21 protein-coding genes and 1 pseudogene are annotated in these 26,450 nt (G+C 48.5%); 6 read left to right on the top strand and 16 right to left on the bottom strand.

Annotation, left to right across the window (positions count from 1 at the left end; translation table 11 throughout):
* Positions 1 to 70: 70 nt before the first annotated feature.
* Positions 71 to 1,051 carry an IS5-like element ISKpn26 family transposase gene (locus OGV85_RS13350; protein ID WP_000019450.1) on the top strand — a complete coding sequence of 327 codons (981 nt, stop codon included), beginning with the start codon at positions 71 to 73 and terminating at the stop codon, positions 1,049 to 1,051.
* 100 nt (positions 1,052 to 1,151) lie between these two features.
* On the opposite strand, the gene OGV85_RS13345 is transcribed toward OGV85_RS13350, so the two are convergent.
* The 4 genes from OGV85_RS13345 to dpaL all read right to left on the bottom strand — a co-directional run bounded on the left by OGV85_RS13345 (position 1,152) and on the right by dpaL (position 6,506).
* Positions 1,152 to 2,336 carry an MFS transporter gene (locus OGV85_RS13345; RefSeq protein ID WP_286553649.1) on the bottom strand — a complete coding sequence of 395 codons (1,185 nt, stop codon included), beginning with the start codon at positions 2,334 to 2,336 and terminating at the stop codon, positions 1,152 to 1,154.
* 78 nt (positions 2,337 to 2,414) lie between these two features.
* Positions 2,415 to 4,007: an N-acyl-D-amino-acid deacylase family protein gene (locus tag OGV85_RS13340; protein ID WP_032949864.1), complete on the bottom strand. Its 1,593-nt coding sequence runs from the start codon at positions 4,005 to 4,007 to the stop codon at positions 2,415 to 2,417.
* Positions 4,008 to 4,074: 67 nt separating this feature from the next.
* Positions 4,075 to 5,259 (bottom strand): YgeY family selenium metabolism-linked hydrolase, encoded by a 1,185-nt coding sequence (locus OGV85_RS13335; RefSeq protein WP_003839756.1) that lies wholly within the window; start codon positions 5,257 to 5,259, stop codon positions 4,075 to 4,077.
* Between the two features lie 32 nt (positions 5,260 to 5,291).
* Complete coding sequence (gene dpaL, locus OGV85_RS13330; RefSeq protein WP_008321489.1) at positions 5,292 to 6,506, bottom strand: diaminopropionate ammonia-lyase; 1,215 nt, start codon at positions 6,504 to 6,506, stop codon at positions 5,292 to 5,294.
* A 381-nt stretch (positions 6,507 to 6,887) separates the two neighbouring features.
* Between dpaL and OGV85_RS13325 the strand changes: the two genes are divergently transcribed.
* The gene (locus OGV85_RS13325) at positions 6,888 to 8,636 is read left to right on the top strand and encodes a sigma-54 interaction domain-containing protein (RefSeq protein ID WP_016150842.1); all 1,749 of its coding nucleotides are present in this window, start codon (positions 6,888 to 6,890) and stop codon (positions 8,634 to 8,636) included.
* 78 nt (positions 8,637 to 8,714) lie between these two features.
* Here OGV85_RS13325 and OGV85_RS13320 read toward each other — a convergent pair whose 3' ends face one another.
* Positions 8,715 to 9,206, bottom strand: a complete 492-nt coding sequence (locus OGV85_RS13320; protein ID WP_003037154.1) for an anti-virulence regulator CigR family protein — start codon at positions 9,204 to 9,206, stop codon at positions 8,715 to 8,717.
* A 260-nt stretch (positions 9,207 to 9,466) separates the two neighbouring features.
* On the opposite strand from OGV85_RS13320, the gene OGV85_RS13315 reads away from it, so the two are divergent.
* The 3 genes from OGV85_RS13315 (at position 9,467) to galE (ending at position 12,319) form a co-directional block, all read left to right on the top strand.
* Complete coding sequence (locus tag OGV85_RS13315; protein WP_003839748.1) at positions 9,467 to 10,102, top strand: carbonic anhydrase; 636 nt, start codon at positions 9,467 to 9,469, stop codon at positions 10,100 to 10,102.
* A 209-nt stretch (positions 10,103 to 10,311) separates the two neighbouring features.
* On the top strand, positions 10,312 to 11,250 hold the full coding sequence (locus OGV85_RS13310; protein WP_003839746.1) for a glucosamine inositolphosphorylceramide transferase family protein: 939 nt from the start codon (positions 10,312 to 10,314) through the stop codon (positions 11,248 to 11,250).
* A 52-nt stretch (positions 11,251 to 11,302) separates the two neighbouring features.
* Positions 11,303 to 12,319, top strand: coding sequence for a UDP-glucose 4-epimerase GalE (gene galE / locus OGV85_RS13305; RefSeq protein ID WP_003037163.1), 1,017 nt, complete (start codon positions 11,303 to 11,305; stop codon positions 12,317 to 12,319).
* A 46-nt stretch (positions 12,320 to 12,365) separates the two neighbouring features.
* Here the strand turns inward: galE and OGV85_RS13300 are convergent, their stop codons facing one another.
* From OGV85_RS13300 to OGV85_RS13250, 11 genes and pseudogenes are all read right to left on the bottom strand, one after another.
* Positions 12,366 to 13,757, bottom strand: a complete 1,392-nt coding sequence (locus OGV85_RS13300; protein WP_003839743.1) for a DUF4832 domain-containing protein — start codon at positions 13,755 to 13,757, stop codon at positions 12,366 to 12,368.
* 31 nt (positions 13,758 to 13,788) lie between these two features.
* Entirely contained in the window at positions 13,789 to 14,196 is a 408-nt protein-coding gene (locus OGV85_RS13295; RefSeq protein ID WP_003845996.1) for a hypothetical protein, read from the bottom strand.
* A 2-nt stretch (positions 14,197 to 14,198) separates the two neighbouring features.
* The gene (locus OGV85_RS13290; protein WP_003037168.1) at positions 14,199 to 15,311 is read right to left on the bottom strand and encodes a glycosyltransferase family 4 protein; all 1,113 of its coding nucleotides are present in this window, start codon (positions 15,309 to 15,311) and stop codon (positions 14,199 to 14,201) included.
* Position 15,312: 1 nt separating this feature from the next.
* Positions 15,313 to 16,524, bottom strand: a complete 1,212-nt coding sequence (locus OGV85_RS13285; RefSeq protein WP_061548314.1) for a glycosyltransferase family 4 protein — start codon at positions 16,522 to 16,524, stop codon at positions 15,313 to 15,315.
* A 14-nt stretch (positions 16,525 to 16,538) separates the two neighbouring features.
* Complete coding sequence (locus OGV85_RS13280) at positions 16,539 to 17,528, bottom strand: glycosyltransferase family 2 protein (RefSeq protein WP_003839736.1); 990 nt, start codon at positions 17,526 to 17,528, stop codon at positions 16,539 to 16,541.
* Positions 17,529 to 17,532: 4 nt separating this feature from the next.
* Positions 17,533 to 18,903: a hypothetical protein gene (locus OGV85_RS13275; RefSeq protein ID WP_016150849.1), complete on the bottom strand. Its 1,371-nt coding sequence runs from the start codon at positions 18,901 to 18,903 to the stop codon at positions 17,533 to 17,535.
* Positions 18,900 to 20,111: a lipopolysaccharide biosynthesis protein gene (locus OGV85_RS13270; RefSeq protein WP_061548173.1), complete on the bottom strand. Its 1,212-nt coding sequence runs from the start codon at positions 20,109 to 20,111 to the stop codon at positions 18,900 to 18,902. Before OGV85_RS13270 ends, OGV85_RS13275 begins: the two co-directional genes overlap by 4 nt.
* Positions 20,108 to 22,237 (bottom strand): GumC family protein, encoded by a 2,130-nt coding sequence (locus OGV85_RS13265; protein ID WP_061548174.1) that lies wholly within the window; start codon positions 22,235 to 22,237, stop codon positions 20,108 to 20,110. The genes OGV85_RS13270 and OGV85_RS13265 overlap by 4 nt, the downstream gene beginning before the upstream one ends.
* A 2-nt stretch (positions 22,238 to 22,239) precedes the next feature.
* Positions 22,240 to 22,797, bottom strand: coding sequence for a polysaccharide biosynthesis/export family protein (locus OGV85_RS13260; RefSeq protein ID WP_003037180.1), 558 nt, complete (start codon positions 22,795 to 22,797; stop codon positions 22,240 to 22,242).
* A gap of 1 nt (position 22,798) precedes the next feature.
* Positions 22,799 to 24,085: an outer membrane beta-barrel protein gene (locus OGV85_RS13255; RefSeq protein ID WP_016150852.1), complete on the bottom strand. Its 1,287-nt coding sequence runs from the start codon at positions 24,083 to 24,085 to the stop codon at positions 22,799 to 22,801.
* Positions 24,075 to 25,253 (bottom strand): annotated as a pseudogene (locus tag OGV85_RS13250) (undecaprenyl-phosphate glucose phosphotransferase); the annotation flags it as partial. The pseudogene OGV85_RS13250 and the gene OGV85_RS13255, both read right to left, overlap by 11 nt.
* Before the next feature lie 69 nt (positions 25,254 to 25,322).
* Between OGV85_RS13250 and OGV85_RS13245 the strand changes: the two are divergent.
* On the top strand, positions 25,323 to 26,303 hold the full coding sequence (locus OGV85_RS13245; protein ID WP_000019450.1) for an IS5-like element ISKpn26 family transposase: 981 nt from the start codon (positions 25,323 to 25,325) through the stop codon (positions 26,301 to 26,303).
* Positions 26,304 to 26,450: the final 147 nt, after the last annotated feature.

The following is a 26,450-nucleotide window of genomic DNA, read 5'->3' as shown; positions in this document are numbered from 1 at the left end:
AGGGAAGGTGCGAACAAGTTCCTGATATGAGATCATCATATTCATCCGGAGCGCATCCCAGAGGGACATCATGAGCCATCAACTCACCTTCGCCGATAGTGAATTCAGCACTAAGCGCCGTCAGACCCGAAAAGAGATTTTCCTCTCCCGCATGGAGCAGATTCTGCCATGGCAGAATATGACCGCTGTCATCGAGCCGTTTTATCCCAAGGCGGGCAATGGCCGACGGCCCTATCCGCTGGAGACCATGCTGCGTATTCACTGCATGCAGCATTGGTACAACCTGAGCGACGGTGCCATGGAAGATGCCCTGTACGAAATCGCCTCCATGCGCCTGTTTGCCCGATTATCCCTGGATAGCGCCCTGCCGGATCGCACCACCATCATGAATTTCCGCCACCTGCTCGAGCAGCATCAACTGGCCCGTCAATTGTTCAAGACCATCAATCGCTGGCTGGCCGAAGCAGGCGTCATGATGACCCAAGGCACTTTGGTGGATGCCACCATCATTGAGGCACCCAGCTCGACCAAGAACAAAGAGCAGCAACGCGATCCGGAGATGCATCAGACCAAGAAAGGCAATCAGTGGCACTTTGGCATGAAGGCCCACATTGGTGTCGATGCCAAGAGTGGCCTGACCCACAGCCTGGTCACCACCGCGGCCAACGAGCATGACCTCAATCAGCTGGGTAATCTGCTTCATGGAGAGGAGCAATTTGTCTCAGCCGATGCCGGCTACCAAGGAGCGCCACAGCGCGAGGAGCTGGCCGAGGTGGATGTGGACTGGCTGATCGCCGAGCGTCCCGGCAGGGTAAAAACCTTGAAGCAGCATCCGCGCAAGAACAAAACGGCCATCAACATCGAATACATGAAAGCCAGCATCCGTGCCAGGGTGGAGCACCCGTTTCGCATCATCAAGCGGCAGTTCGGCTTCGTGAAAGCCAGATACAAGGGGCTGCTGAAAAACGATAACCAACTGGCGATGTTATTCACCCTGGCCAACCTGTTTCGGGTGGACCAAATGATACGTCAGTGGGAGAGATCTCAGTAAAAACCGGAAATAACGCCAGAAATGGTGGAAAAAATAGCCTAAATAGGCTGATTCGATGTGTTTGCGGGAAAAAAATCGGCCCAGATCCGCGAAATTTTAATCAGCGAGTCAGCTTGGGAAGAAATGACCTGCTTATTCGCACCTTCCCTGATACAACCCCTGCCATCTGGCCGCCAAAGTTAACAATACCGGATGCCCGCCCCATGATGTTGCTGGGAATGGTATCCATCAGAATACCCCAGAACGTTGCCATAGCGAAAAACATGAACAAGGCTGAAATACACTGATAAACCACCGCCATATCTGCACTGCTCACGCTGAAGGTCAGATACAGGAAACCCGCGGCAATAACAGAGGTTACGACATACAGCGTTTTACGCTGGGGTTTGAATTTGTCTGAGCAATAACCACCTAATAATGTTCCGCCAGCCCCGAACAGGAAGGGAATGGCCGCCATGACACCGGTCTTTGCCAGAGAAAACTCTCGTACGGTAATCAGGTAGCTTGGCAGCCAGGTTGAAAAACCCCAGAAGGTGATATCAAACAAAAACCAGATACTGGCCATTTGCCAGAGCACCGGCATTTTGAGTACGTCTTTAAACGCGATAGCACTGGTGTTTTGCAGGCTCCCCTGGTCGTCAGCAGCCAGCTCCGCCAGGTCTTGTTGCGTAATGGCAGGGTGATCTTTCGGGTTGTCACGCGTAAATAAGTAGATACCTGCGGCGATAAACAGACCGGGAATACCCAGCACGATAAAAACCATGTGCCAGCCAAATGCCCCGATGATGCTTGCCGCCACGACTACCGCCAGCGCTGGGCCTAAGGTGTTTACCGTTGACTGAATCGCCGTGGCGCGGCCACGTTCTTTCGATGGGAAATAAGTTGATATCATCTTCCATGAGGCCGACGGGAAACATCCCTCACCGATACCAAAGAAGAAACGTACTGCTAACATCAGCGGCAGCGTCAGCACAGCGCCGGTTAAGCTGGTGAACACAGACCACCATGCAATACCAATGGCCATGATTTTTCGCGAGCCAAACTTATCCGCCAGTAATCCACCGGGAATTTGAAACGCGGCATAACCAATAAAAAAGGCGCTAATAATTAAACCTTGTTGAGTCGTATCAAGATTTAAATCTTTGCCAATATAAGGGAGTGAAACGCTCATCACCATTCTGTCGAGAAAAGAGAGCAGCCACGCCAGCCAGATCAGTGTCAGGACGGTATATCTTGCTTTCCAGGTCTTGGGTTTACCTGAAGGTAAAGACGTTTGTAGGTTCATTGTGATGTCCTTAGGGTGTAGTGATCTACCGCGGCCATAAATAGTCGCGATAGATCCATGCGTGTTTAGCGTTATTTATTAATATTGTTTTCTAATAACCGTACCGCTACAGGCATAACTTTCCGTGCCATTGATTAAGGCAATGCGCCCATTAACCATGACAATTTCAATCCCTTCCGGGTACTGATTGGGTTCAACAAAAGTGCCTTTATCCGCAATTGTGTTCGGATCGAACATCACGATATCCGCTGCATAACCGACCTTCAGCAGTCCGCGATCCTGCAAACCCAATACTTCAGCAGGTTTCCCCGTCATCTTGCGGATTGCCGCTTCCCAGCTCAGACATCCCTCTTCACGAACATATTTACCGAGCACGCGAGGGAATGCGCCAAACACGCGCGGGTGCGGTTTGCCAGCCCCCATCAAGCCATCGGTACAGACGTTTTGTTCAGGTCGACAGAGAAACTTAATCACGTGCTCTTCGGTACCGTAGAAGTCGACCATCCCCACGGCGTTTTCCTCTTCAAAGAGCAGATCGAAGGTGGCGTTGTACGGATCTTTTCCACGCAGCTCGCCCAACTGGACGAGGTTCAAACCGACAGCATCCTGATTTTTTGCCGTTTTCACGCTGGTGACAAAAATCTGGTCCAAACCGGCAAAATCGATAAAGTTATCCCAGCCAGGAATACCCTGCTGAATATCGTCAATCATTTTGGCGCGCAGTTCGGGCGAGGCGAGACGCTCAAGTAATTTGTCCGTACCACCGGAGTGAACCCAGGGCGGCAGGATCACGCCGAGCATCGTGCTGCCCGCCACATACGGATACTGGTCGAAAGAGATACGAATCCCCTCTTTCTGCGCCTGTTCCAGCATGCCCAGCATTTGGTCGATCAGCCCCCAGTTTTTCTTGCCGCAAACCTTCATATGCGAAATATGCAGCCAGACGCCGGTAGCTGTGGCGATATCAATCAGTTCCTGGGTTGAGTTGATAATATCGTCAGCTTCACTGCGCTGATGCACCACAAAAATCCCGTCATATTTCGCCGTGACCTTACACAGTTCAATCATTTCGGCAGTATCACCAAAGGCGCAAGGCATATAGATAAGACCAGTGGAAAGTCCAAATGCCCCGGCTTTTAACTCCCGCTCAAGGACCTCACACATCTTCGCCACGTCTTCACGGGTCGAAGGACGCCCATCCAGGCCCATCGCTTCCATGCGCACGTTGCCATGAGGAACTAAATACGCGAGGTTTGTCGCCGGATGACGCGATGCCAGCAGATTGAGATAACCGTCTGTATTTTTATATTTCCAGTCAATTTTGTCGGTGTCACCGTCCAGTCCGGCGATATTTTTACGCCAGGCTGGAATATATTCTTCCGGTAGCGGCGCTAAGGCGACGCCATCCTGGCCCAACAGTTCGGTGGTGATACCCTGACGAATTTTTGCCGACAGAGCGGGATTAATAATGGCTGACAGGTCAGAGTGCGTATGGGTATCAATAAAGCCAGGACAAATTATTTTTCCTGTTGCATCAATAACCTGCTCATTAACGCCAACCTCAATTTGGCCGATTGCGACAATACGTCCTTCATCAACCATCACATCGGCAATTCTGCCTTCACTGCCCGTCCCATCAATTACATTTCCGTTTTTGAAAATGGTTTTCATCGTTATTCTCCATGGCGGTGCTGCTGAGCTACACCGCCTGTAAGGTAAGAGGTGGTTATCTTTATTTTTATTGGCGATAGAGTGTCTGGATAATGCTGTAATAGCCGCTGGCCGAGCCGGTTAATTGCTCGATCTCGATATACTCATCAATGGTGTGTGCCAGGTTTTCTCGTGAAGGACCGAAGCCGATGGTTTTGATTCCCGCTTCGCCCGCATAGTGGCTACCGTTGGTACAAAATGAGTACTGTGTAATGGTTGGATTAAAGCCAGCCTCACGAACGCCCGCCAACGCTGCCTGCACGAATTCGTCGGACTCGTCGTACACCCAGCCAGGGAAGAACCGCTCTCCCTCAATCGTGGCGCCGGTATAGCAAGACTCCTGACCCACCGCGTAGGACACTCGGGCCTTAAACTGCGGATCCTGAGCAATAAGTTCCGCAAGCGCATTTTCCAGCGGAGCAATCACGCTTTCTTTGGTTTCACCCACCAGCAAACGGCGATCGTAGGTTGCGCGACAGTAATCCGGTACCACCGAGGCCCCCGGGTACGGCGAAGATTTAATGTCGGTCAGTTCCAGAATGCCTGGCCCCAGAACCGGATGCGTTGGCGGCGTAATCGTGCGAATTTTGTCGATCAATTGCGCCATTTTGTACACCGCGTTAATCCCCGCCTGCGGGTTAGCGGAGTGCGCGGGTTTACCAAAGGTTTCGACCACAATTTCAGCGCGGCCACGTTGACCAATTTTCAGGTTTAACTCGGAAGCTTCGCCGATGATCACGTAGTCTGGCTTATAGCGCTCGCTGACCAGGCGAGCGGCAATACCTTCAAAACACTCTTCATGCACGATGCACGCAACGTAGATTTTACCGGCAAAATTTCGCTGATTGTCCTGACCGAAAAAGCCCACGGCGGAGATCATCGCCGCCACGGCACCTTTCATGTCAGTTGTGCCGCGACCATAAATTTTGCCATCTTCAATATCGCCGCCGTATGGGTTGCGGGACCACTTCTCTTCGTTCACCGGCACGGTATCGATATGTCCATCGAGAACCAACGTTTTCCCTGGCTGGTTGCCGACAATACCGCCAACAATGTTGCCGTACTTATCAACGTGGATGTCATCGAATTGGTAATGCTGCATCATTGTTTTTATGGCATTAACCACTTCACCTTCCTGACCGGAATAACTTTTTTGTTGGATCAGCGCCTGACAGTTTTTAATGACTTCTTCAATGCGGTTTGCAGATAACATGGGTTTCTCCGTTATATCTCTTAATCAGGGAATTATTTGTTGATGCCCGGGTACTGTCCGCCCCAGACAATATCCAGATATTGTTGCGGGTCGGTATCCCCTTCGGTGCTGACTAACAGCACGCGAGAGTGCGCATCCAGCCCCAGTTGCTCACGCGTTTGCGCCAGTTCAGGTGAGGTCATCAACAGCGCCAGCAGACCGGTAGTAACCGCACCTGACTCACCCGAAATAATCTGTGGATCGCCTGCCAGCGGGTTGCCCAACATGCGCATGCCTAACGCTGCAACTTCATCCGGGCAGGAAGCAAATGCGTTGGCATAGTCGCGCAGCAGTTTCCAGCCGATACTGTTCGCCTCACCGCAGGCGAGACCGGCCATCACGGTTTGTAAATCACCGCCCACCGCAATGGCATCCCCCTCTTTCGAACGGGCTGAGCGGTAGAGGCAATCTGCAATTAACGCTTCGGCGACGATCACTTTCGGGCGATTCTCACCCCAGGCTGCCGTCACCATTCCCTGAACCATGCCGGCAAACGAGCCGACGCCTGCCTGCACAAAAATGTGAGTCGGCGCAACCTGATGCAGCTGATCTATCGCCTCGAGCATCAGCGTGCCGTAGCCCTGCATAATCCACTGCGGGATCTTTTCGTATCCTTCCCAGGCGGTATCCTGCACGACAATCCAGCCATACTTTTCGGCCTGCTCCGCGGTCATACGAACCGCATCGTCATAGTTCATATCGACGATCTCAGCGGTAGCGCCTTCGTTACGGATAGAGGTCAGACGTTGCTGCGAAGAGCCCTTTGGCATATAAACCACGGCGTTTTGCTTCAGTTGGCGCGCCATCCATGCCACGCCGCGACCGTGGTTGCCATCAGTGGTGGTAGCAAACGTGACAGTTTGCAGATCGTGACGAACCTCTTCGCTGGTCATCACGTCAAACGGCAGTTCACTGATATCCTTACCAACCAATTCAGCGATATGGCACGCCATCGCATAGGAGCCACCCAGCGCTTTGAAGGCTTTCAGGCCAAAACGCTGAGATTCATCTTTGAGGTAGATATTTTTTACGCCCAGTTTTTGTGCAAGCGCCGGTAGCGTATACAGCGGCGTCGGCGCGTAGCCCGGAATAGACCGATGAAAATTCAACGCTTTTACCAGTTCCTGGCGGCTAAACGGTGCCAGCGGCGCGTTCGGATGTTCGGTAAACGGTGTCTGGTTGATAAAAAATGATAAGTTTTCCTGCATCATAAAACCTCATTGTCCTGGTATTTCATTCCCTGTAATCGGTGCAATACAGAGATATTTCCGTTATCGGTATTGGCAATAGAGCAAAATACTTACCAGCTTTTTATGAATTGAGTAAATTCTTATAAATATTTTAATAATGGCTTTAATTTCAATAAATTAAATGAAATTTTAAATTGACAACCGAAAATATCAATGCCTCAGTTTATCGCCTCGTTTTGATAAATTCTCATCATTGATAAATAGTGTGATCGCGGAAGATAAAATAAGAAAAACATTCAAAAACAGCGTGGTAGATTGATTTTTCGCAAATCATTTTTGCATTGTTTCGCCTATTTATCATTTTCCTTGAGAAATGTGACACACCGCCGGAGAAGTACCATGATTTCAGTACTCAGCAATATTCAGGATGATATATGCAATTACGCCGACGCTATTTCTGGCATAACGGGCACGGACGTTGAAATCATTGATGAATCTTTAATGCGCATCGCGGGTACCGGGAAATACCGGCATATGCTCAATGAGAACGTGGCCAAAAATGGCTACATTTATCGTCACGTATTGCAGGTGCGAGAAACGGTACTGATCAAAAACCCCGGCGAACATCCGCTGTGTCAGTTATGTGAAAAACACCACTACTGTTCTGAAATGCTGGATTTGAACGCACCTATTTTTCTTAATAATCGCGTGATTGGCGTGATCGGGATTATTTGCTCAACCCAGGCACAGCGTGACACGTTACTGAGCCAGATTGATAAATTTGTCACCTTTATTGAGCAAATCGCCGTAATGATCTCCAGTAAGGTCTTTGAATGCCTGGAACGCTTACGCGCACAGGAAACGCTTGGCGCATTTCGGCGTCTGATCGATGCCATGGACCGCGGCGTGGTAGCGATTGATGGCAAGGGTCTTATCTGGCATGCCAATCATTCAGCCGATCGCATCCTCAACCGTGAGGTTCAGGGATTACCTCTGACCATTGAAACAACCGGGGACAGCCTGTATGGCGATGAAGAAGCGTGGCTGACGCTTGAAGGTCAGAAACATCATGTACTGTGCAAACAAATTTCGCTCTCCTCGCAGGATAACGATCGCTTAACCATGGTTATCTTTCGTGATGCACACGACTACCTGAGTAACCTTACTCCATCCCCTTATGAGTCCGACATACAGGTACGACTAATTGGTCACTCTCCCTCAATGGAACAGCTCAGAAGTACCATAGGTAAAATCGCCAACAGTTACGCCAGCGTGCTCATCACCGGGGAAAGTGGCTCGGGGAAAGAGGTCGTGGCATTTGCCATTCACCAGAGCAGTCCACGTAAAGCCGCGCCTTTCGTAACAATCAACTGCGCAGCTATCCCAGAACAACTGCTGGAAAGCGAACTGTTTGGTTATGTTCGCGGCGCATTCAGCGGGGCCGATCCCAAAGGGCGAATGGGGAAATTTGAACTGGCCAACGGCGGCAGCCTGTTTCTGGATGAGATTGGCGATATGCCACTGCACCTGCAGGCCAAGCTGCTCAGGGTATTGCAGGAAAAGGCGATCACCCGCGTTGGCTCTAATAACACCATCAATATTGATGTGCGCATTATTGCCGCAACTAACAAAAACATTAACGCGATGGTGGAAAATAATCAGTTTCGTGAAGATCTTTTCTATCGCCTGAACGTGGTCCCTCTGGTACTTCCTTCCCTGCGTGAACGCCGGGCTGATATTGCGGTCCTCGCACAGTATTTTGCCGATGAGTTTTCGGTCAGTTACCAGCGACCACCGCAAAAACTGCCTGATGACGTTATTAATCGCCTTTATGCCTGGCACTGGCCGGGTAACATTCGTGAATTACGCAACGTGATCGAATACATTTTTGTGATGCGCGGAGAAGCCGCTGGGATCAACGCCAGCCATCTTCCCCCTTACCTGCTTACCGCCGCTGACGGTAGAAAAACGACGATGACCGCGCAACCCCGACAGCTTGCCAGCAAAGGAAAACAAGCGGAAAGGGAGGCTATCGAAAACGTCATCCTGCGATTCGGCTCAAGCGTTGAGGGGAAAAAGCAAGCCGCGACAGAACTGGGGATCAGCATTGCCACGCTCTATAGAAAAATAAAACTGTACGGCCTATAAGCTTTCCTTATTAACTGAGAAGCCCGCACAACGCGGGCTTCTCATCGGTATAACAGAGCAAATTAAGCCCGAAAATACTTAATCAAACACACCATTAATTACCGCGGTGACAATCGCCGTACTCAGTGCAATCAACACCAGATTGTCGCCCACAACCTGCCATTCATAACCTGGATAATACGGCAATTGGTTCAGCATAGAGGATGGAACACTTTTCTTAGCGATCCCCGGAGGAAGCGGCTTTCCTCGCGCCAGATTTTTGGCGATGCCCGGAGGCAGTGACTTATAGCCCGTCAAACCATATCTGACGGCATACTGTCTGGCCACGTTATAGCTGATGTCACTATCAACATGGTCCGGCTTACCATAATTTTTACGTTGTTCTGCCTGCGAATTGCCTTTCTGGCTATTGCCCTTATTCCCGCTATTACCATGATTGCTACTATTTCCATGGTTGCCACTATTACCATTGCCGTTGCCATTACCGGGGTTGGCCAATACTGGGGTGGCGCACATCGTCATCGCGGCAACGGCGACTAAAGCTGTTGCTAAAGCACGAAGTCTGGACATGAATGATTCCTTAAAATGTGGATACATATAAAAATGTACGGTATCGCGTGAATACTGGCTATCGCTACAACTCCGATTTATTGGCAAAAAAGGGGAAAGCACGTAGCGCACATCACGCTATTCGCCTCGCCGCGGTGGAGAAAAGTTATCCAAAGATGTTACTGAACTGCTATAAAGTCTTTCCCTTCTGTCGGCTGGTGTTAAACTGGAAAGTGTGATCTTCATCATAACCTGCTTAAACAGAGACAAGAGACACTGCTATGCAACATATCATCGAGGGCTTCCTCAACTTCCAAAAAGAGATATTCCCTCAACGCAAGGAACTCTTCCGCAGCCTGGCATCCAGCCAGAATCCTAAGGCACTTTTCATCTCCTGTTCCGATAGCCGCCTGGTACCTGAACTCGTTACTCAGCAAGATCCAGGACAGCTTTTCGTTATCCGCAACGCCGGTAATATCGTACCGTCATTTGGTCCGGAACCGGGTGGTGTATCCGCAACCATCGAATACGCGGTTGTCGCACTTGGCGTAACGGATATCGTCATCTGCGGTCACTCCAATTGTGGCGCGATGAAAGCCATTGCCGATAGCCAGCCCTTGGATCCGATGCCCGCTGTCGCTCACTGGCTGCACTATGCCGATGCCGCGAAAGCCGTGGTCGAGAAAAAAACCTGGGATAACCCAATCGACAAAGTTAACGCCATGGTAGAAGAAAACGTTATCGCACAGCTTAACAACATTAAAACGCATCCTTGTGTCGCGGTTGGGCTGCGCAATAATGCGCTTCGTCTGCACGGTTGGGTGTATGACATCGAAAGCGGTGAAATCCGTACCCTGGATAAAAACAGCAAAACCTACGTTTCCCTTGCAGAAAACCCGCAAGTGCATTTCGAGTAATTCCTCCACTGGAGCAAGGATGCTCTGGACATCTCCTCCCCCTATTTCTGTTAGTAGACAAAAAACGGACTTGCGACTAGCTTTAAAGTGGCCACTGGTGTTCCCACATCGGTTTTCGCACATTTTATAAAATATTGCGACAGGTCTCATTTCCTGAGTCGCAAACAGCTGTTCATACATGGTGCAGGCGATAAAAGGAGCCGGTACGAATGCAAGCAAAAATAAAAAGAATAATGAATATGTTATTTTATCATGAGTCGTGGGATATCATGCTTATTAAGGATAATGGCACACACTTATTCCCTGATAACACCCTGGAGATATTAAGCAAATCCACTGCACAGCAGTTAAAAAAGAAATATACATTTCAGGCTGACCCTTTTCTGATTGAAAAAGACGATAAACTGTATGTTTTCTATGAAGCTCTTAGCTTTCGCAACTCAAAAGGCACGCTACGATGTCGCGTTCTTGACCGTGAACTGGTTGAACTTGATGATATTAAGCTTGAGGGCTTTGACGACTTAAAGTGTCATTTGTCATTCCCTTATCTGATTCATATCAACGATCAACTCTTCATGATCCCCGAGTCTTCAGAAAGAAAAGAGGTAATACTGTTTCAGTCAATAGAGTTCCCTGCACGCTGGAAGCAAGTTAAAGTTTTAATCTCTGATATCGAATTAACCGACAACGTATTTATATCAATTAATGAAGCCTGTTATCTTTTGTCCACCACGATGGATAATGAAATAATTATTCATTCGGCAGATCATATTTATGGACAATGGCAGCGGATTACCCCCTCATTGAAAGTGAGCAATCCTCATCATCGAGGCGCAGGAGCCTCCTATCAGGTCGAAAATAAAATGTACTTCCTTACTCAGGAGTGCACACCTGAAACTTATGGAAAATCAATCTATATCAAAGAATTAGTGACACTGAACGACGCTAATTTTGATGAGAACCTAATCGAACAAATCAATTCGTCGATCAACCACAGTGACGGCGTCCACACGCTGAACTTCTCAAATAACTATATTGTTTATGATACAAAAATAAACCAATTCAGCTTTTTATCTATACTTAAAAAAATATCTTATAAATGCATGGTGAGGTATCGCAACTATAACCTTACCAAACGTCACCAATAACGCGTTCTCTATGGTACTGGCGTGACTCAATCCCCGTTTATCTGGAGTCTGTATGGCAATTCTGGTCACTGGTGGTGCAGGTTATATTGGTTCACATACTGTTTTAACGCTACTGGAAAGAGGCGATGATGTCGTTGTCATCGATAATCTGGCGAACGCCAGTCAAATCTCGCTGGACAGGGTCGCGGAACTCACTGGAAGAGAGCCTATTGTCTATATCGCCGATGTTCTCGACAGGCCGGCATTGAAAAACATTTTCGCCAACCATAACATCACCGATGTCATTCATTTTGCGGGGCTTAAATCGGTTTCAGAGTCGATAAAAGAGCCCCTCGCCTACTATGAAAACAACGTCACCGGAACGCTGGTTTTACTGGATGAAATGCTGGCCGCAGGCGTTAATCGTTTCATTTTTAGCTCATCCGCCACGGTATATGGTAATCCGGAAAGCGTACCGCTTAGCGAGCAATCGCGTACGGGCGGCACCACCAATCCGTACGGCACGTCTAAGTTAATGGTCGAACAAATTCTGGCTGACTTCTCACGTGCACAACCCGATTTCCGCATTACCTGCCTGCGCTATTTCAACCCGGTCGGCGCCCATCCATCGGGTCGGATTGGTGAAGATCCTAACGGTATCCCCAATAATCTGGTTCCGTATATCTCTCAGGTCGCGATTGGTAAGCTGGAAACCGTGTCGGTGTACGGTAATGATTATCCCACTCCCGACGGTACCGGCGTGCGTGATTATATTCACGTCATGGATCTGGCGACCGGTCATTTAGCCGCGCTGGATTGCCTGAACAAAGGCGCGGCTTACAAGGTGATTAATCTCGGTACCGGTGTCGGTTATTCCGTGATTAAGTTGATTGAAGCATTTGAGAAAGCGGCCCAGACCAAAATTCATTATCAGTTTGTCGCCAGAAGACCCGGAGACATTGCCGAATGTTGGTCTGACCCATCGCTGGCATATAAGGAGTTAGGTTGGAAGGCCATCTACAGCCTTGATGAAATGATGCGTGACACCTGGAACTGGCAAAAAAACAACCCGAATGGGTATCAAATTTAATGTTCACAGCAGCGAGCCTGACCGTCAGGCTCGCTGCTGTGTCTGACTATTGTACTGTTATTGTTGATACCCGGTACCAGCCGCTGTTCTGCTTCCCTTCATTGGCAAAGTTAATTCTCGCCGCACCCGACTTATCCAACATCGCAACCTCAATCGCGTACTGCCCTTTTGCCAGTCGGCCTGGCATAGATAACGCATAACTGACCTGATACTTACCGGGGAGCCAGCGGCGAATATCCTCCGCGGAATTCCCCTGTGCCACCACCTTATTAGCATTGTCCACAACACGGAATGCCAGCATATAAGGCAGATAAATCGGAGCGATACCCTCATTGTACCAGGTACTGTTCAATGTCAGCGTTTGTCCGCTGTCCCACACGGACTCATGGCTCAGGGACGCCAGGCGAAATCGATAGCCCAATTTGGTCAGCGCATCGTCGACAATCGGTCGATAGTCGCTGGGTATCGCTCTCGATTTCAGGTTAATGGTACTGGCGTGCTGTTTGACCGCCCAGTCAAAAATCCCCTGCACTTCAGCACGTGTATAGTGAAAGGTATTCTTCCAGTCCTGCATATACGAGCAGATCTCCAGGCTCACCGGCGCACGTTTCCATGCGTCGTTGAACCCTGAATAACTCTGCTGCGCAGCCAGCAATCGCTGCGGGTAATCATCAGTCATATGGTTCCAGGAGTCCGAAAATACGCGCAGGTCCCCCCAACAGTCCGCACGCCATCCTGCCCCACGCTCCACCGCATTCGCCAGACTTTGTCCGCCGCTTATCAGCATGGTTTTTGGCGTCACCGGAAAAGCAGAAAAGTGCATCGCGACGTAGCGATCCAGTTGCGCCGTGGTGTATCGCTCCAGTAATGGCTTCAGGTTCGGGAAGTTGCTGTTATGCCATTCTCCCCATGATCCCACCATGCCAATATCAACAAACGCGAGATTCTCATTACCATCGTAGCGCTTACCAAATGCGTTCAACAGACGCTGGCTGTATTGAATAAACAGAGGATCGTCTAAATCCGGGGCAAATGTCTTTTTATCCGGCGTCCAGGTACCTTTCACGCCTTTTTTAATCAGCCAGTCAGGAATTTGCGAGCCGCTTTCCGGCTCTGCCAGTACCATAAATCGTAGCCCGACATTCATCGCTGGACGATGTGCCGCCGCGTATTTGAAGGCATCATCCACCAACGCAAAATTATACTGGCCTTCGACTGGCTCCAGGTCCCGCCAGTAAAAACGCTCGTATTCAAATCCGGTATTGGGATAGTCCGCCAACCCCAGCGTTTCACCGTATCCCTGATGAAAACTTGCCACGCCAATCCCCGGATTGGTTAGCGGGCCCGTCAATGCTTTGGGGGTAACGGTCGTCAATGCGGCCATGACCGTCAGCGGGAAAAACATGCACAACAACGCACAAACCCATTTACGCTTCATCGCAATGACATCCTCCACCAATTTGTTAACGCTAGCGGTCTTTAAGGCTTAACCACCAGTCCCAGATACCTACGTGAAAATTTTGGAACACATCAATACCTAACGCGGATTTGATCATATACAGCGTCAGCAATATGCAGCAGGTGACGAATAGCACGGCAATCAGCAGCAAAAATGTGAGCAGCATTCTCGACAGGGTTGATTCCTGGCGATGCTGGCGGCGTAAATCTCTGCCAAACAAAAAAACCAGATAATAACGCTTACTGAAAAAGGGAAAGCTTCTGCGAATATCGATCTGATGCCGCGAAGCCAGCGTCGAGGCCAGGATCGCATTTTCCACCCCTTCTTTTTGTTCAGGGGTCAACCCCTGCGCAATCGTCTCATCAAGATGAGTATAAAATCGTTCGATGACGGGGGGACGATTTTGAGAACTGGTCAAAATTAACCTATATCTTTATCAATTGAGTGATAGACGTTAACCGTCTTTTTGGCGATTTCATGCCAATTGTAGTTTTGCAAATATACACGATAGTCCACGCTATTTGCTGTTACCCCTTGGCCTAATTTTTCGGCCAGACCGGTTACATCTCCCACCTTAAAATAGGTCTCGGCAGGCAGTTGAACTTCAAGGTTAGCAGGAATATCACTGACGACGGCCGGAAGAGAAAATGACATTGCCTCCAGCAGAGCAATGGGCAATCCTTCATGGTATGAAGGCATCACAAATAGCCTGGCCTGCGAAAACACCGCCTGCAGCTCATCACCACGTAAGAAACCGGTCATCACTACGCCTGGCGTGTCGGCGGCAAGCTTTTTGAGGCGAATGCTGTATTCGGTTGGATGATCCGCATCACCAATTAACACTAACGGCATGGTCAAACCGCTGTGTTGATAGGCGGCAATGGCATCATGCATCCCTTTTTCTTCCACAAACCGTCCAACCACAACGAGATAATTTTTCGGCTGCAGCCCAAAGCGGGAGAGCGTATTGTCGATGGTGAGCTCTGATAACAACCGCGGCTCGTTTACGCCATTGTGAATTAAATGCGCATCATAGCGACCATGTTTTTTCTGGATCAGTTGATTAATAACTTCAGAAATCACAATCACCTCGTTGGCATATCTCACCGCCCAACGTTCGCCCAGCAGCAATATTTTTTTTGCAACGAAACCCCATTTCTGACGATCGTAATCAGGTCCGTGGTGGGTGAAAACCACCTTCTTACCCATCACGCGTAAGAGTGGGATCACAAGGCCAGGGCCGATAGCATGGACATGCACAATATCCGAATGGTCGATACGTGTCCTAAACGCCGCTAAAACGGAATGGACAATAGCTTCCAGCGAGCGCTTTTTGGGGGCCCACAGCGCGTAGGTTTCGACTTTTTTATAGACCGAACGTTTGTAATTTACATATGGCGAGCGAGCAATCACGCAAATATCCACATCGAACTGCTGTTTAATGGCAGGATAAAGATTCTGACAGTGTGTCTCCACACCGCCCAATACATCGGGAATACCACGCGTTCCAAAAACCGTTATTTTTTTACTCATTCTATGGCCTGCTCAGCAGTTCTTTATACAGCGCCTGTAAGGTATCCATATGTTTACTCAGCGCATATTTTTCACTCAACCGCGCACGGCCATGTAAGCCCATATTCCGCGCCTTCTCTTGCGAGCCTGCCAGGACGTCCATCGCATTTGCCAACTCCTGCGCATTGCCTGGTTCGAATAAAATCCCTTCGATACCGTCACGAATTTGTTCCGGGATGCCGCCAATGCGCGACCCAATAACCGGCTTGCCTAAGGACATCGCTTCCAATATCGCCATAGAACAGTTTTCATAGCATTCAGAAGGAAGGATCACCGCTCGCGCATGCTTAATAAGCTTGTCGAGGGCTTCTCCTTGTTGCACATAACCTAAAAATTCAACATCAGGGTATTTGGCGGCTAATTCATCATGCAACGGACCGTGCCCCACAACTTTCAGCGGCACACTGTTCTGCATTTTTTTATGCGCTGCCAACAACGTTGCCACGCCCTTTTCACGGCTCAGACGGCCAAAGTACAGCATATAGCCCTCATCGCTCACTTCGGCCTGGGGACGACTGTCATCAACGCCATTGACGATGACATCAATGCGCGAATTTGGCAGCGTACGCAGCAGGATACCTCGTAAAAAAACACTCGGTGAAATAATCACATCCAGCGCCTGATAGTTTTGTGCAATGTACTGCCAGGTTGCCTCCAGGGAGAGCAGTAAGCTTTTTGAGGCTGAACCTTCCTGGCAACGATATCTGAAGGCATTGAAAACCGTCCCGGTAATACAGGAATCGCACACTTTGCCGTCGCGCAGCATGGAATACGAGGGGCACACAATCTTATAGTCATGCGCAGTCAGCACCGTTTTGCAGCCAAAATTACGCGCAACTTTAATCAACGCCGGTGTTAACTGATGGTAGATGTTGTGAAAGTGGACAATATCCGGACGCTCTTTTTCTAATAGCGCCAGCATTTTTTTGCAGGCCTGCGAATTATGAATAAAGTTAACCGCCGTTTTGATACCGCCCAGCAGATTGCTCTCTTTGTGGTAGTCCACATTGCTGACGAAATAATCCGCATAGTCCGAGGGGAAATTATTATCATGATGCATAGAGAAATCAATAACCTGCACTCCGGCCTGTTTCAGCATATCGCGCTCTTGAAAATAAACCGTTTCCGCGCCGCCTTTAATGAAAAAAAACTTGTTAACTAATAATACTTTCATGGCGCCTGCCCCGGTTATTCATGAATGATTTTACTGTTAGGTGGAGTCAACGGATCGCGTACGGGATAAAAAATACCTTTGATCAGCCCCGCTGAGCGTACGATTAAGTTAATAACGCTTTGCAGCCCATCTGTTAACGAGCGGTTTTGCACAATCTTCAACAAGGTAAATGCCAGTAATGGTAGAAGCGCAACGGCAAACACGTTGATATTAAAGGTGAGCAGCGCCACAAATAAGAGAATAAGGTAGAGCGCAAATACCGCCTCATTCTTCACGATGTTGAATGTCTGGGAAAACCAGGGTTTCCCCCAACTACAACGCAAAAGCTCACCCGGAGCCTGGTAATAACCGCTGGTCCAGCGTCGCGCCAGCATCTTAAACGTCGGCAGCGTATGTGACGTATGGCTGAAGTAAGGAATATCCAGACGCCGCAGTTTATAGCCCGCTTCGATTAAACGCAGACCCAGCTCAGCCTCTTCATACGCGTGCAAATTACGGTTAGTCAGATAACCAATTTTCTCAATCGCAGAGCGACGATATAATCCACCACCGCCTAAATGGTCACTATCCCCGAGCGGATATATTTTATTAATGCGTTGCTTACGAGACTTAAATTCATAGTTAACGGCATCATCCATTTCAACGGTTCCCGCAACGCCTGCATATTCTGGTTCAGCCTGCAAAAAGGCGACGGCCTGATCCACAAATCCTTCTTCCAGCTCCATGTCGCCGTCCATCAACAACAGATATTCCCCTTCACTATACAGATAACCTAACTGGTGCCCGACGCCACAGCAGCGATCGCCAGGGTCAGTTAAGGACACTACGGTCACCCCTTTATCGATCGCAAGCTGTTGGGTGTTATCCGTTGAGAGACTATCTGCCACAATAATTTTATGTGGATAGTCAATAAGCTGCTTACGGATGCTGTCAATCGTCTTCTCAATACATTTAGATTCATTGAGTGTTTTAATGCTCACTGAAATAAACGGTTTTTGGTCCATACAATTACCCTACGCAGCGAAGGACGGTTCGACGAATCACTAAACTTGCACCTAGTGATAAATAGAACAGGAATTGTAACATCGGTGTAATCATCAGTATCTGGCTGTAAGGTAAGCTAATTAAGCAACTGATAGCAAAAGCGTTAAACGCCGGTGCAAAACTCAGCAACTGGAGATCCTGCTGGTCCAGTTGTTCAAGTCTGAGTAATGGCTTTGGCTGACAAACTTTCAGGATATAAATGAATAAGCTAACAAAGAGTAATGTACCAATCGCCCCCACTTCCCACAGCAGCATACTCAGGGAAGTCGAATCGAGAATTAAGTTGTAGATAATATTCAAAAATCCCGGCGACACCGTACTACCACTGTTAGTGGCGTTGAGTCCGTAGCCAAATAACGTTCCTGAAAGCCCCCACAGATCGTTATTTTTCAACCAGAACAGGAACGTCGTAAAGCGCCCTAATTCACCGGTAGACATAATGTAGTTTGGATCAAAGATATAGCTTAAGGAGTCGATAAAAATACTTAACGAGCTTTTCGATGGATCGCCACCGAACGCCGTAGAATAATAGTACGCGAGGATCACAATCGACAGGCTAATGAGCAACAGCATTCCCGCCACAATAACCAATAACGTCTTCAGATTAACCTTACTAACGTCTTTGACGTAGCTCGGTGAGAGCCACACCCACGCCAGGAATATTGGCGATAGCAGGATGACAAACTTCACTTCACCAATTATGCATAACCCGATACCGAGAACAATATGCAGCGCCATGGATTTGAACGTGGTGAGCCCATGCTTATATTCGGAGACTTTTAACAACATAATTAACAGGCAAAACAGCCCCATTGCGGCAGTATTCCCGCCCCCCATGGGGTCACCGCCAAACGTGCCAACCACGGAGTCCCATTTCTCATCTTCGCCGCGCACCGCAACGCGCTGAGGAACGACCAGTAAAACCTGATAAATCATTACCGGGATCTGCGCGTAAAAAATCCAGTACAGATAGCGTGTTACACGATAAATCTGCGACTCCCGGCAAAACCCTAGCAGCAAACAGATCATCACCAGCGACAATGCAATTTCGTTTTTAAATGCCACAATCGCGACGGTGATCCCGCCCTGAATCAACGTCGATGTCCCAGCCAGTACCAGGAACGAGAAATACAACGCCAGAACAATCGTCTCCTGCGCATCCAGTTGCAGCGAGCCATCACGCGTCTGCATCACCAATAATCCCACCATCAATAAGGTGAGGAAAAAAGGTATCCACAGCACTGACTGCATACCGGTAAAGTATTGCACCAAGCCACACAGGATCAGCGTGACAAAAGTATAAACCTGTAAATAGTATCCGGTATTCAGTGTCATATTATCACCGGCTTGTCTTTCAGGAGATTGGCTCGCTTATTCATTTTCAGATAAATGAAGGCGTAGCGAATAAATGTCAGTGAAGAAAACAAGATGACCGACGTTGCATAATTTTTATAAAAATAGGGCGTCACGACAAAAGCGAATAGTACAATCGCCAGCTGTTCCAGTTGGATACGCAGAAAATAGCGATGGGAACCAAAAATAAGTTCTATCACCGTCAGAGGGCTTATCGCCAGCGCAGGGAATAAATAGGGCAACATGTAGCGCGACGTCTCAATGGAGTTAATCCAGTCTTCGCTAAAACCGAGGCGCATCACAATCGGATAGAAAATAAAAACCCCAAGGGTACAGATAACCCCTAGTACCAGCAATAGCATACGTACCTTGGTATATTCCTGATAGTTAAAGGTATTATTTCTGAAGTCGATAGACCACTTGGAAAAAATAGTATTGCGTACCGCGTTGCCGATGATCACCACCGGTGCCAGGCAAAAGCGGCTAACCACGGAAAAATAACCCGCCGTCAGCGCCGAGAACCAAAAGTTAATCAGCATAATCGGCAAATTGCTGCTGGCCATCGCCAGCACTTCCGCACTGCCCACTTTGGTAATGTGATGAATATTCTGTTTGAAAAAATGCCAATTACTGGCGGGTCGCAGATGTCTGGCTGCCACCGAACGAATATCAAACGAATGCAAAATACAGCTTATGGTCAGCGCCATCGTCGCGCAGGCCCACGACCAATAAAACAGCTGTACATAATGCGTAACCAGAACCGAAAGTAATACCACCACTGAAACAGAAATACGCTGGAAAATCAGAAAACGAAAGTTGGCCGTGCGTAGCGACAGGTTTTCCGAGATCAAAACCCACGCCGTTGCCAGCGTCAGCAAATAGAGAAACAGGATGTTCTGGTGAAACAGCCACGCGGTGAGCACGGCGTAAGGTAAGGCAATGATCGTGCTTTGGATCAGGCAAAACACAACATTCTGTACCAGTTCGTCATCCTGCTGTTTAGGAATTAACAGCTGTGATGCAAAGGTACATACCTGAGCGCCCACCACGGCGATACTGTAGTTGAGCGCATAAAGCCCCACCTCAGCCATATCGTACTTGTGTGAAATCAACCAAATAGACAGTGCACCAATCAGCTGCGAGATGACTGATGAACCGGCTATCGTGGAAGCACTCTTCAGTAGACTCATACGCGGCCTGGCGTGGTCATCAGTTGATCGGTACTGAAGTTCAGTGAACGCAGACCTTCTTGCGTCTCAAGATCTTTTTCTTCAACCGCATTAAGTACCGCGCCAATTACCACGCCGTTATTTTCTTCCAGCTTATCCAGCGCGTTGGCGATTTGCCCAGCGGACCCCGTCCCGGCTTTCACAATGAAAATCACCCCATCAACGGCGCGTTTAATCAGTTGAACATCCTGACTCTGATTCACAGCAGCGACATCAATAATAATGCGCTGATAGTGCGATTTCAGTTCACGCATTAAGGGCTCAACGTGCCCCGACGACAGCATCAGTAAAGAAGAGATGGTTGTCTTGCCGTGCGGAATAAAATCGAGATGATCACTGAGCGTAATCCGCGCCTGTTCAAGCTGAACCTCCCCGCGCAACAGTTCCGCCAAACCTGCGGATGTTACCGACGCCAGTTCAGAAGAGAGTCCGTCAGTGTTAAAGAAATCCGCATCAATAAGCAGTGTTTTCTGGTCGAAACTAAAAGAGTTAGCTAACAGATTCGCCAACAAAGAACGCCCATCACCGTGCTCCGTCGACGCCACGGCAAGCGTCTGTAAAGGTCGATTATCCAGCATAATCCGGGTACGGATACCGTGCACAATATCGGCATTCAGCGGGTTCTTCATGATCATGTCCCGCACCTGCGCGCGCCCTGAGGTTCCGCTAAAACGACGGATTTCACCCAGCGGAGCAACATTGAGCCGTTTTTTCATGCGACTGAGGGTACCGATTGAGTTATCCATTGCCGCTTTAACAATGAAATACATGATGCTGAACACCACCACCAGCATGACCACCATCAGCAACAGCAAAGATTTATTCGGTTTCGCCGGTTTTAACGCGGGTACCGCAGGGTCGTATAACACCGCATCAGCATTCACACCGGACAGCGACAGCTCTTGAGTACGTTGATAAAGCGATTTATACAGGTCTTCCATTTTATCTAACGACAGCTTTTGACTGTTCCAGGCATCCCGTTTTGACGCCATTTTCTGGAAGATCTCTTTCTGCTCAGTCACCTGCTGTTGATAGTTTTTTTCGTCCGCCAGCGCCGCCAGATATTGCTGGCGTAAACCGACTTTCAGCTCACCCAATACTCGTCCAGTCTGGTTTTGGATCGACTGAACATCGGCCTCTGCTTTTAAAATGGCGGGATTTTTTGGCCCGTAGACTTTACGCTGTTCGGACAACGTTCGTTGCGCCTGAATCAACGCAATGCGCAAATCCTGGATCTGAGCATGATTAGAGACCGAAGGCAGCGAGATAACGCTCTCAATGGACTTACCTCCCCCGTTCACCTCGTTATAGACGGATTCAGCGGCAACCCGACGCTGAGTTGCATCGGCCAGGCGATTGGTTACGATACTTAGCTGCTCGGTTTCAAAACCATCGATTCCACGGAAGGTCAGCAGCCCGGCATTTTTCAGATAGTTGTCCATCTCGTCTTTTTGCTTAGCTATCGACTTCTGAATCTCTTCCATTTTTTCAAAATTCAGTTCACGAGCTTGCTCCACTTTCAGACGCTTCTGCTCCACCGTGTAGTTGATGAAAGCCTGCGCGACGCCATTCGCAATGTCAGCCGCAACCTGTGGGGACGTTGATTCATAGGTAATAGACGCCAGATTCGTCGTACGAATACCAATGACATTCAGATTTTTCGCCAGCGTTTTCAGCGCTTGTTCCATTCTCAGTTGCCGACTTTCATTGCTATCAGCCCCCCGAGCACCGGCTTTTTCCCCGGTAAACTCCGGGTTTTCATCCAGCTTCATATCACGTATGGCTTTCTCCAGCACAATACGTGAATGCATCAACGCATATTGTGTTTCGTAGTAACCACTACGCGTTGAATCGAAACCATCAACCTGTGGAAACGGAGAAACGTTATCAGCTTGCGCCTTAATCAGCACCGTCGCCGTTGAAACATACTTTGAGGACATCATGCTGATTAATGGATACGCGACGACCCCAGCAACGATACCGGCCAGCGCGATTTTCCAGGCGTTCTTTTTCAGCTCTTTGGCAAAGCGGGAGAATTCGACACTGCTTTCTCGTTTTTTGCCGTTTTCCACTATAGATAGTTTCATCGTTAGAAGAACCCCATGCCAATAATCACGACATCCCCTGGATGAACAGAGTGCGTTAAATCGACATTCTCAAGCAGCTGATTGCTACCCGACAGACGAATGTTGATATCTTGACGGTCCGCACGGTCTGTAAACCCACCCGCCTGCGCAATAGACTTCTCGACGGTAAGCCCTGGCTCATAGGCGAAGCCATTTGGACTTTTCACCTCGCCTGAAACATAGTATTTGCGGAACTCGGCAATGCTCACCGTCACCATCGGAGTGGTAAAATAATCTCCGGTCAGGCGTTGAGTTAATTCTTTTGTCACTTGATCAACGGTTTTATCTTGTAATTTAAGAGCACCAACAAATGGGAAATTAATTTCCCCACTCTTATCCAAAATAAACCGCATAGTCATATCGGGTTGACCATGAACAGCGATATTGACCGTATCCCCCGCTCCAAGTCGGTAATCCTGCTGAACAGTAGCAGGATCGTCCATTAATCGCGGGCTGGACGTTGTGCATCCGACCAACAGGATACTGAAAAGCAAAACCGCGCACAGTTCTATTATTTTCATTTTAGATCTGAACCTTAGCTTTAAGCATAATCATAGAATTATCATAACCCAACGTTCTAATGACTTCCTGATTGTCGTTGGGACCGATATAAAACGAGTCAGTATCCCTATTCGAATTTAATGTATCTATCTGATATTTAATCTCAAAATTAACCGACGGCGTATAGTCATAGCTCATGGTTACGCTAAACACACCATCTTTATCATGTCGATCCTTGTTCTGTTTTTTATAGTCTTCCGAAGTGAATGAGTAGTCCAATAAAGTAGAAAAACGAGTGCCTAACCAGAAATGCTGGTAAGAAAGACCATACTGGGTCACTAAAATATATCCACCAACTTCCGATGGGTCTTTAATGCTTTGCGCAGAGTGAGCCGTGAAAACAGATTGTTGTAATGGCTTCCACTCCGCTTTTATGTCCCAGTTTAGACCATTAAAATCATGCGAGTTTGCGTTGTTTTCAAATGTTTTATACAGCCATGAAATATTCATGTCGACATTGGTTTTCCCCGTCAACTGCGACTTCAGGCCATACAGCAAATAGTACTCATTCGTGTCTTTTTCTGAGTTGTTATCATAGCGACGCTGGTTAGTAATAAAACTATAGCGAAAGCGCGTTCTGGATGAGTATTGGTCAAAAACTTCCGCTATCAGGCTATTTTCATGCCATTCCTGTTCCTGAATATAATTGTAGAAGTCTTCACTGCTGTCCCGAACATCAGAAGTGTTACCGAAAGTCAGTTTTTTGTATAACAACGCCAGTTCCGCTTTGCCGCGACCATCAGGCGCACCGTAGCTGTAGCGCAATTCACTATTGATAAAATTTGTCGTCAGCGGGGATTTAATCCCATATTGCTCAAATTGACTCGGTAGAAAACCTTCGGTGATGTCACGACCACGGGATTCATGCCCAAGCGAATCCTCCAGATTAAGGGTTAAACCATGCTTGAGCCCATAACGCCAGGCACCGTTAAAACGGAAAAAATGATCGTTGTAGTTATCAGCAGAATCGCTTGAGTAGTTACGGTAATCCCCGGAGTACATCAGCAAATACTTATCCTGACCACGCTCTCCACTCATACTCAGCACTGGCGCTGCACTCTGAAATGAGGAACCGATAGCATCGTTGCTATGTGGCTGATAAGAGACGTTATCATTATAACCGTAGTCCACAGCAACCTTGCCCTGGAAGTCTATCCCCGCAAAGCCAATGTGTGATTTCGGTGTTAAATCAGCCCATGCGGACTGCGATATCACGATTCCGGTAATCACTATCAATTTAGTATGCATTCTTACCGACAAATCCTTTGAAAATAGTTTTAATAATAATTTTTAAATCCAGCCATAACGACCAGTTTTGAATGTACTCAATATCGTACTGAACCCGTTTTTCCATCTTATAAAGCGCATCAATTTCCCCACGGAACCCGTTGATCTGCGCAAGCCCAGTGATCCCAGGCTTAACTTTATGGCGGATCATGTAATTTTCAACCTGTTTGCGGTACTGCTCATTATGCGTAACCGCATGAGGTCTGGGACCGACAATCGACATACTTCCCTGCAAAACGTTAATAAATTGCGGAAGTTCATCCAGCGAAGTGCGGCGTAAAAAGCTCCCGAATTTGGTTACCCGCGGATCGTTTTTCGTGGCCTGAATAACCGTATCGGAATTCTCCATGACGCGCATAGAACGAAACTTCCAGACCTTAATTTTTTGCCCGCTAAGACCATAGCGGTCCTGTTTGAAAAACACCGGCCCGCGGGACGTGAGTTTGATACCAATGGCAATAGCCAGCATCAGGGAGGAAATCATCACCATAATGATGCTGCCAAGAACCAGATCTTCCGCCCGCTTAATAAACGACCCCGCCCCTTCAAACGGTGAACTGAAGATACCGATAGTTTGCAGGTTGTGGATGGAGCGTAACTTGGACATGTTGTTACTATAGGTATAAAAGTCAGGGACAATATAGGTATCTACGGTGGTGTCAGACATCATCGCTAAAAAATGACGAATTCGGTGTAAAGCAACCATCGGTAAAGCGATGTAGATTTCGTCTATATTTCCCTGCCTGGCTTCCTCAACTAAATTGCTCACCGAGCCGCGAAAGGGACTTTTTATTTTCTCCACCACATCGCCGCAACGGGATGGACTGCGCTCATCATAAAATGCCAGGTCTAATTTGATATTGGCATATTCAGTGGTCAATGCGTTTTCCGCCGCCAGACCGTTCTCAGTAAGCCCAATCACAGCAACGCGAATATTCTTCCTGGCGGTGTATTTGAAAAGAAAAAAGCGGATATAGTATAGAAAAGGTAATGGAATGAAGTACCAGTAAATAATGGCTGAATAAAACGGTGAAGGCAGTCTGTCTAAGTAGCCGAGTGATTCAGGCTCAGCCACCGTCATACTGACCAGTTCGTTAAAAAAAATCGCCAGCAGCGTACAAAAAACCAAGGGAAGGTGCGAACAAGTTCCTGATATGAGATCATCATATTCATCCGGAGCGCATCCCAGAGGGACATCATGAGCCATCAACTCACCTTCGCCGATAGTGAATTCAGCACTAAGCGCCGTCAGACCCGAAAAGAGATTTTCCTCTCCCGCATGGAGCAGATTCTGCCATGGCAGAATATGACCGCTGTCATCGAGCCGTTTTATCCCAAGGCGGGCAATGGCCGACGGCCCTATCCGCTGGAGACCATGCTGCGTATTCACTGCATGCAGCATTGGTACAACCTGAGCGACGGTGCCATGGAAGATGCCCTGTACGAAATCGCCTCCATGCGCCTGTTTGCCCGATTATCCCTGGATAGCGCCCTGCCGGATCGCACCACCATCATGAATTTCCGCCACCTGCTCGAGCAGCATCAACTGGCCCGTCAATTGTTCAAGACCATCAATCGCTGGCTGGCCGAAGCAGGCGTCATGATGACCCAAGGCACTTTGGTGGATGCCACCATCATTGAGGCACCCAGCTCGACCAAGAACAAAGAGCAGCAACGCGATCCGGAGATGCATCAGACCAAGAAAGGCAATCAGTGGCACTTTGGCATGAAGGCCCACATTGGTGTCGATGCCAAGAGTGGCCTGACCCACAGCCTGGTCACCACCGCGGCCAACGAGCATGACCTCAATCAGCTGGGTAATCTGCTTCATGGAGAGGAGCAATTTGTCTCAGCCGATGCCGGCTACCAAGGAGCGCCACAGCGCGAGGAGCTGGCCGAGGTGGATGTGGACTGGCTGATCGCCGAGCGTCCCGGCAGGGTAAAAACCTTGAAGCAGCATCCGCGCAAGAACAAAACGGCCATCAACATCGAATACATGAAAGCCAGCATCCGTGCCAGGGTGGAGCACCCGTTTCGCATCATCAAGCGGCAGTTCGGCTTCGTGAAAGCCAGATACAAGGGGCTGCTGAAAAACGATAACCAACTGGCGATGTTATTCACCCTGGCCAACCTGTTTCGGGTGGACCAAATGATACGTCAGTGGGAGAGATCTCAGTAAAAACCGGAAATAACGCCAGAAATGGTGGAAAAAATAGCCTAAATAGGCTGATTCGATGTGTTTGCGGGAAAAAAATCGGCCCAGATCCGCGAAATTTTAATCAGCGAGTCAGCTTGGGAAGAAATGACCTGCTTATTCGCACCTTCC

Origin of the sequence: Citrobacter sp. Cf132 (assembly GCF_030333885.1) — a bacterium.
GTDB lineage: Bacteria > Pseudomonadota > Gammaproteobacteria > Enterobacterales > Enterobacteriaceae > Citrobacter > Citrobacter freundii.
The sequence above is the reverse complement of the archived record's forward strand: the minus strand, read 5'-3'. Positions and strand labels throughout refer to the sequence as shown.